We start from the raw sequence: 5,912 nt of genomic DNA, 5'->3' as shown, positions 1-5,912 counted from the left end.
TTTCGTGTCCGACTTCCTCGGTGCTTTCCAGGTCTTCGCTTTCGCGCTTTCCTTTCCGGCGAGTCCGACTCTATCAGAAGTTTTCCACCGGATTTCCCCGGCTTCGATTCCCGAATGAAGAGTCGAGTGTCCCCACACGAAATGCGATTCCTTGTGGGGGCTGCTGCCGAGCGTGTCCCGCTCCAGGCAACTGCTCGACTCTACAACCGTGGCTGTGAGGGTGTCAAAACGACCGGCCGGCCCGCCCCCTGGCCGTCTGCCGAGCCGGCGATCAGAGCCGTTCCGCCGCGTCGGTGGCGCTGTCGTCGGGGTCGAGGAGGTAGGCGCCCTTCGCCAGGCTCTGCGCGATGCTCTCGGCGGTCACCTCGGCGGTCAGGCTGCCGGAGTCCAGGACGTTCGCCTCGTAGAGGCCCAGATCGCAGAACTGGTCGTGCATCGACCGGATCGCATCGGGGTCCGTCAGGGCGTCGCCGGTACGGCCGGTCGCCCGTTCCAGCGTGGTGTGCTGGTTCGGGCGAAGGACGACGTACTTCAGTGGCACCGCGTGTTCCTTGGCCGCGGCGCGGAAGAGGTCGATGAACCACGGGCCCACTACACCGTCGTAAACGACCTGGTAGCCGCCGCGGGCGTAGCCGAACGCCGCCGAGACCAGTACTTCCAGGACGACCTGGTTCTGCCGATGGGCTTCGGGCAGGTAGGGCGGGATCACGCCCTGCTTGATGTAGCTCCAGAAGTCGTCGCTGTGCAGGTGGACGCTCGGGGTCAGGTGATCGGCGAGGAGCGCGGCCACGGTGCTCTTGCCCGCTCCGGGCGGCCCCGTCACGACGATCACCTGGCCACAGGTGGCGGAGGTCTGCTCGAAGCTCGGCTGGTTCATACCGCCACCGTGTCACCCTCCACCAGCGCGCCGCCTTCCATTTTCGACTCCCGCGGCTCGAAGGCTTACGCCTGCGGCGATGATCCGGAGCATGAGAGCAGAAGTCCTTTCCTTCGTCGCCGACGGCCCGCTGCCCGACTGGGACGCCGAGGAGGAAGAGATCGATCGGCGCGTCACCCAGCTCGAAGCGATCGGCAAGCCGGTGACAGGGGAGGAAGCTGCTGCCCTCGTTGCCTGCTTCGGCCCCGATGACTGTTACGGGGTTGCCTGGACGCTCCTGCACCTCATCGAGACCGGCCCCAACCCTGTCCTCACGACCAAGCCGGCCCCAGACGCGAACGAGTGGCACCACCGGCTCTACGACCGCGCCGTGTCCGAAGGGCCCACCCCGACAACTTGACGCGTTGGAGACCAGTGGGTTCGCGGGTCGGGGCGGGCTGAGCCGTAGGGGTGTGCATGAGGCATGGCCGGCCGAAAGCCTGAGGCCCCGCCCGTTGCGGAGGCACCAAGAAGCGAACGGGAGGCTTACCGTGCCGCCTCGAGGAGGATCCGTGCCAGTTCGTGCGGCTGGGAGAACATCGGCCAGTGGCCGGTGTCCATCTCGACCAGGCGCCACCTTTCGCCGGTCAGCAGCACAGCCACGTCGTCGTTCGGCTCGGGGCCGTCGAGCAGGCACTTGACGTACGTCGCCGGGAGCTCGCCGAGCGGCCCCGCGAGCACGGCGGGCTCGGCCAGGGAGTCGCCCGGGTGCGGCGTCGCACCGCCCACGAGGCGGGCGGTCTGCTCGTCGGTGAGGCCCTGCCCCTGGCAGTCGGCCGCGGTCAACGGCGCCCAGGAGCCGCCGTTCCCGGCGATGGCGGCTTCCAGCTTCGCCGGCCCCTCCCACCACGTGGAGACGAACGAGGCACCGTCCGCCGGAACGTTGGAGTCGACGAACACCACACGGGTCAGCCGATCACCGAGCCGCTCCGCGGCCTGGCCGACGGGGATGCCCGAATAGCTGTGCCCGACCAGCACGACATCGCGCAGATCGAGACGCTCGACCTCATCCACGATGTCCCGGACGTGGGTCTGCTGTCCGGCGGGCAGGGCCCGCTTCTCCGCGAGGCCGGACAGCGTCAGCGGAAGAGCGTCATGGCCGGCCTCCCGCAGCGTGGGCACCACGTCATCCCACGCCCACGAACCGAGCCACGCGCCTGCGACGAGCACAAAGAACGACATGGCCGCACGGTATCCGAGGGGTCCGACAACGCCCGGCCCTCCGGTCCCTCAGCGCGGCAGCACCCAGCCCGGCGCCCAGGTCCCGGCGGCGTCCCGCTCGGCCGCGGTGGCGGCGAGGTGGGCGCGGAGGGCGGTCAGTGCCGGGTGGGGATTGTCGCGGTGCCAGAGGAGCGAGTGCGGGTAGACGGGGGTCGGATCGGTCACCGGGATGCGGCGCAGGCCGTGGCCGGCGGGCCAGACGAGGCGTGTCTGCGAGCCCATGAAGGTGGCCAGGGCCGGGGTGTCGGCGACGGTGTCGAGCAATGCGTCGGAGCCGAAGTTGGGACCGGTCGCCTCGATGCTGAGCCCGAACTCCGCGACGAGGTCTTCGTAGTAGGCCGCCCACTCGGTACCGGGCACGATGCCGGGCATCCAGATCCGGTGCCCGACCAGCTGCTCCGTGGTCACCGATCGGGCGCCCGCCAGCGCGTGGGCCGGGCCGGTGAGGAGTTCGAGCGGCTCGTCGAGTACGCGCACGCACTCGATGTCCTCGGGCAGGGGCCGGCCCGGCGCGGCGACGGCACGGAAGGACGCGTCGATGGCACCGGACCGGAGGGCGGCGACGGCCGTCTCGATGTCGAACAGCATCACCACGTCGAGGTCCACCTCGGGGTGCGCGCGGTGGAAGCCGCGCATCAGGCCCGACGGTGCGACGCGCGAGGCGATCACGTCGACGCGCAGCGGCCGACGACCCGGCTGCACGGACGCGACGGCGCGTTCGGCGACGCGCAGCAGCTCGCGCGCGTGCGGCAGGAACGCCTGCCCGTCGATGGTGAGCTCGGCACCGCGCGCGGTACGTGTGAACAGCCGCACCCCGAGGCTGCGCTCCAGCGCGGCGATGCGTTTGGAGACGGCCTGCTGGGTGACCGACAGCTCGGCCGCCGCCTCCTGGAACCGGCCGGCATCCGCGGCGGCGACGAAGGTACGTACGGCATCGAGGTCCATGCCGACACCCTATGGCCACAACGAACGGTTGTGCCACGCGCCTCGGTAGTTGTTTGATCCCGGTGCCCAGCGCTCGCTTTGATGATTCCGATCCCGAATCGGTTGTACGGGCGAGTGGCGAGGGGCATCGGGCATGAGGAGCGGGCATCGGCTGGGGCGGCAGTTCGGATGGCTCTGGGGTGCGTACGGGACCAGCGCGCTCGGCACGTGGCTCGCCTTCGGCGCCTTCCCCCTGATCGCCATCCAGGTGCTGCACGCCGGACCGGCCGAGGTCGCCGCGCTCTCCTCCGTGACGGCCGCGGTGGGGGCGGCCGTGGCGGTGCCGCTCGGCCCGTGGGCCGAATTCCGCCGCAAGCGGCCGGTGCTGATCGCGATGGACCTGGTGCGGTTCGCGGCGCTGCTGACGGTCCCCGCCGCATTCGCACTCGGCACGCTCACCTTCCTCCAGCTGCTGCTGGTCTCCGCTGTCGTCGCGACGGCCGACATCACCTTCCGCGCCGCCTCCGGCGCGTACCTGAAGACCCTGCTGCCGGCCGAGCACCTGCTCGTCGCCAACGCCCGGTTCGAGTCCACGGCCTGGACGACCACGATCATCGGCCCGCCGCTGGGCGGCGCGGCGATCGGGCTCCTCGGCCCCCTGGCGGCGGTGGTGGCCGACGCGGTCAGTTACCTGCTCTCGGCCCTGGGGATCCGCGCGATCGGCACCCGCGAACCGCGCCCCGAGCGCCGGGAGGACACTCGTATGCGGGCCCGGGACCTGCTCGACGGCTGGCGGTACGTCCTCGCCGACCCGACTCTGCGTCCGCTGTTCTTCAACACCGTCCTGTTCAACGGCCTGGTGATGGCCACCCAGCCACTGCTGGCCGTCCTGATGCTCGGCCGGCTCGGGTTCGCGCCGTGGCAGTACGGCCTCGCCTTCGCCCTGCCCTCGATCGGCGGGCTGCTCGGGGCCAGGGTGGCCCGCCCCCTCGTCCACCGGTTCGGGCAGCACGGGGTCCTGGCGGCGTCCGGCGCACTGCGCGCGATCTGGCCCGTCGGCCTGGCCTTCCTGGGGCCGGGTACCGGCGGTCTGGTGTGGGTGATGGGCGTCGAGCTCGGCCTCATCTTCTGCTGCGGGGTCTTCAACCCCGTCGCCACCACCCACCGCCTCGAACGCACCCCGACCGACCGCGTCACCCGCACACTGACCGCCTGGGCGGTGACGACCAAGGCCTCGACCGCGGTGCTGACCGCCGTCTGGGGCGTACTCGGCGGCCTCCTCGGACCCCGTACGGCCATCGGCCTCGCGGGCACGCTCCTGCTGGCGACCCCGCTCCTGCTCCCCCGCCGCGAGGCGGCGGAAAAGTCCTGACGTACCTAGCCGCGGGCACCCGGGCGGCGCCCGAGCACCAGCAAGTGCACGCTGGTCACGGCCAGTCCCGGATGGCCGTCGGCACAACGCGCGGCGGCGAGGGCCCCGGCGAGCACCTCCGGTCCGAGGTCCTCCTTCCTACCGGTCCGACGCTCCCGCTCCATCAGAGCCGCGGAGGCCGGCCCCTGCACCCCGAAGACCTCGACGCGGTCCAGGCCGCCTGCCTGCCGTGCCTCTTCCCCGAGTTCATCGGGCGCATGGCAGTACGTCGTCGGACCGTCGCGGCGGACACGCATCCCCGTCGACGCGACGTCCGGACCGCCGTCGGCGCCCAGGGCCAGCAGGCCGACGTAGCGGTTGATCCCGGCTGCGGCCACGAGACCGCCCGGCACGACGACCCGGTGTGCCTCCTGCCACGCACGGGTACGCTCCCCGGCGTCCGGCAAGTGGTACAGGGGGCCCAGGAGCAGGACCGCGTCGAACGACCCGTCCGGCTCGGCCAGTTGCCGGGCATCACCGACGACGGCCGTCAATCCCTGGTCGCGGGCCTGCCGTACGTGCCGCTCCACCGGGTCGACCACGACGACCCGATACCCGTCGTCCGTGAGCCACCGCGCGTGCACTCCGGGCCCACCGCCGACATCGAGGACGGACGCGGGCGGATCGGGAAGGCGGCCGCGCAGGAGCTCCCGCGTCCGCACCAGTTCGAGCGTCCCGAGCGTACGGCCCTATGTGAGCCGGGCGGCTTCGTCGCCGGCGCGGTAGAAGGCGGTGATGTCAGGAAGCAGTGCCACGTCGGCCTCCCCCGTGAAGTCCGGTCGCCATGGGGAGAGTCGCACGGCCCGGCGCCGACCGCCAGAACCCGCCCCTCAGACATCGGCAGTGCCCGCGGTGGCCGCTGTGCCCGCACCAGGAGGTCGCACCATGAAGACGTCGACGGGATCCTGAGCTTCCACGGTGAACCCGTGCCGCTCGTAAAGCCGTTGGGCAGCACTGCCCTGTAGGACGTTCAGCCGTACGACCTCACGATCGGCGTCGGTCCGCTCCAACAGCGCCCGCAGGACGGCCGATCCGAGCCCCCGCCCCTGGACGGCCGGCGAGAGGTAGAAATGCTCCAGCCATTGACCGTCCCGGGCCGGACGCACGGTGACACTGCCCGCGAAGCTGCCGTCGACCACGATGACCGACGTGTGCTGCTCGGAGAACCCGTCCCGCAGCCGCTGCCGGACCTTGTGCTCGTCGTACCGCCCCAGCCGTTCCAGGTCCGGCCGCATGACCACGGCCCGCAACTCCGCGATCGCCCCGACATCTGCCGGTTCGGCGCTGCGCAGCACCCATTCCAGAGGTCTCGTGTCCATGGGCCGACACGATAGCTGCCCGTAAATGCCCGTAAACGCAGAAAAGCCCCGCACCAGAAGGTGCGGGGCTTTCCCACAATGATTGTTCGGCGGCGTCCTACTCTCCCACAGGGTCCCCCCT

At 71.1% G+C, this 5,912-nt stretch carries 7 protein-coding genes; 2 read left to right on the top strand and 5 right to left on the bottom strand.

All coding sequences use genetic code 11. The annotated features are described in order from the left end of the window. Positions 1-271 precede the first annotated feature (271 nt). Positions 272-877: an AAA family ATPase gene (locus ACFYYJ_RS41455; RefSeq protein WP_389140193.1), complete on the bottom strand. Its 606-nt coding sequence runs from the start codon at positions 875-877 to the stop codon at positions 272-274. Positions 878-968: 91 nt separating this feature from the next. On the opposite strand from ACFYYJ_RS41455, the gene ACFYYJ_RS41450 reads away from it, so the two are divergent. Then, positions 969-1,277: a hypothetical protein gene (locus ACFYYJ_RS41450; protein WP_389140190.1), complete on the top strand. Its 309-nt coding sequence runs from the start codon at positions 969-971 to the stop codon at positions 1,275-1,277. Positions 1,278-1,402: 125 nt separating this feature from the next. Here the strand turns inward: ACFYYJ_RS41450 and ACFYYJ_RS41445 are convergent, their stop codons facing one another. Beyond that, positions 1,403-2,098, bottom strand: a complete 696-nt coding sequence (locus ACFYYJ_RS41445; protein WP_389140187.1) for an alpha/beta fold hydrolase — start codon at positions 2,096-2,098, stop codon at positions 1,403-1,405. A gap of 48 nt (positions 2,099-2,146) precedes the next feature. Then, entirely contained in the window at positions 2,147-3,082 is a 936-nt protein-coding gene (locus ACFYYJ_RS41440) for a LysR family transcriptional regulator (RefSeq protein ID WP_389140184.1), read from the bottom strand. 133 nt (positions 3,083-3,215) lie between these two features. Between ACFYYJ_RS41440 and ACFYYJ_RS41435 the strand changes: the two genes are divergently transcribed. Then, complete coding sequence (locus tag ACFYYJ_RS41435) at positions 3,216-4,433, top strand: MFS transporter (protein WP_389140181.1); 1,218 nt, start codon at positions 3,216-3,218, stop codon at positions 4,431-4,433. A 5-nt stretch (positions 4,434-4,438) separates the two neighbouring features. Here the strand turns inward: ACFYYJ_RS41435 and ACFYYJ_RS41430 are convergent, their stop codons facing one another. Next, the gene (locus ACFYYJ_RS41430) at positions 4,439-5,134 is read right to left on the bottom strand and encodes a class I SAM-dependent methyltransferase (protein ID WP_389140178.1); all 696 of its coding nucleotides are present in this window, start codon (positions 5,132-5,134) and stop codon (positions 4,439-4,441) included. A gap of 168 nt (positions 5,135-5,302) precedes the next feature. Beyond that, complete coding sequence (locus ACFYYJ_RS41425; RefSeq protein ID WP_385134181.1) at positions 5,303-5,791, bottom strand: GNAT family N-acetyltransferase; 489 nt, start codon at positions 5,789-5,791, stop codon at positions 5,303-5,305. Positions 5,792-5,912: the final 121 nt, after the last annotated feature.

It is taken from the genome of Streptomyces sp. NPDC002467 (assembly GCF_042889825.1).
In the GTDB taxonomy this organism is placed as follows: domain Bacteria; phylum Actinomycetota; class Actinomycetes; order Streptomycetales; family Streptomycetaceae; genus Streptomyces.
This window is presented reverse-complemented; position numbering and strand designations above follow the sequence as displayed.

Bases quoted from the DNA above. Each gene is read 5' to 3' on its own strand.
- ACFYYJ_RS41435 (WP_389140181.1), top strand. From the start codon at position 3,216: ATGAGGAGCGGGCATCGGCTGGGGCGGCAGTTCGGATGGCTCTGGGGT.
- ACFYYJ_RS41440 (WP_389140184.1), bottom strand. From the start codon at position 3,082: ATGGACCTCGATGCCGTACGTACCTTCGTCGCCGCCGCGGATGCCGGC.
- ACFYYJ_RS41425 (WP_385134181.1), bottom strand. From the start codon at position 5,791: ATGGACACGAGACCTCTGGAATGGGTGCTGCGCAGCGCCGAACCGGCA.
- ACFYYJ_RS41445 (WP_389140187.1), bottom strand. From the start codon at position 2,098: ATGTCGTTCTTTGTGCTCGTCGCAGGCGCGTGGCTCGGTTCGTGGGCG.
- ACFYYJ_RS41450 (WP_389140190.1), top strand. From the start codon at position 969: ATGAGAGCAGAAGTCCTTTCCTTCGTCGCCGACGGCCCGCTGCCCGAC.
- ACFYYJ_RS41455 (WP_389140193.1), bottom strand. From the start codon at position 877: ATGAACCAGCCGAGCTTCGAGCAGACCTCCGCCACCTGTGGCCAGGTG.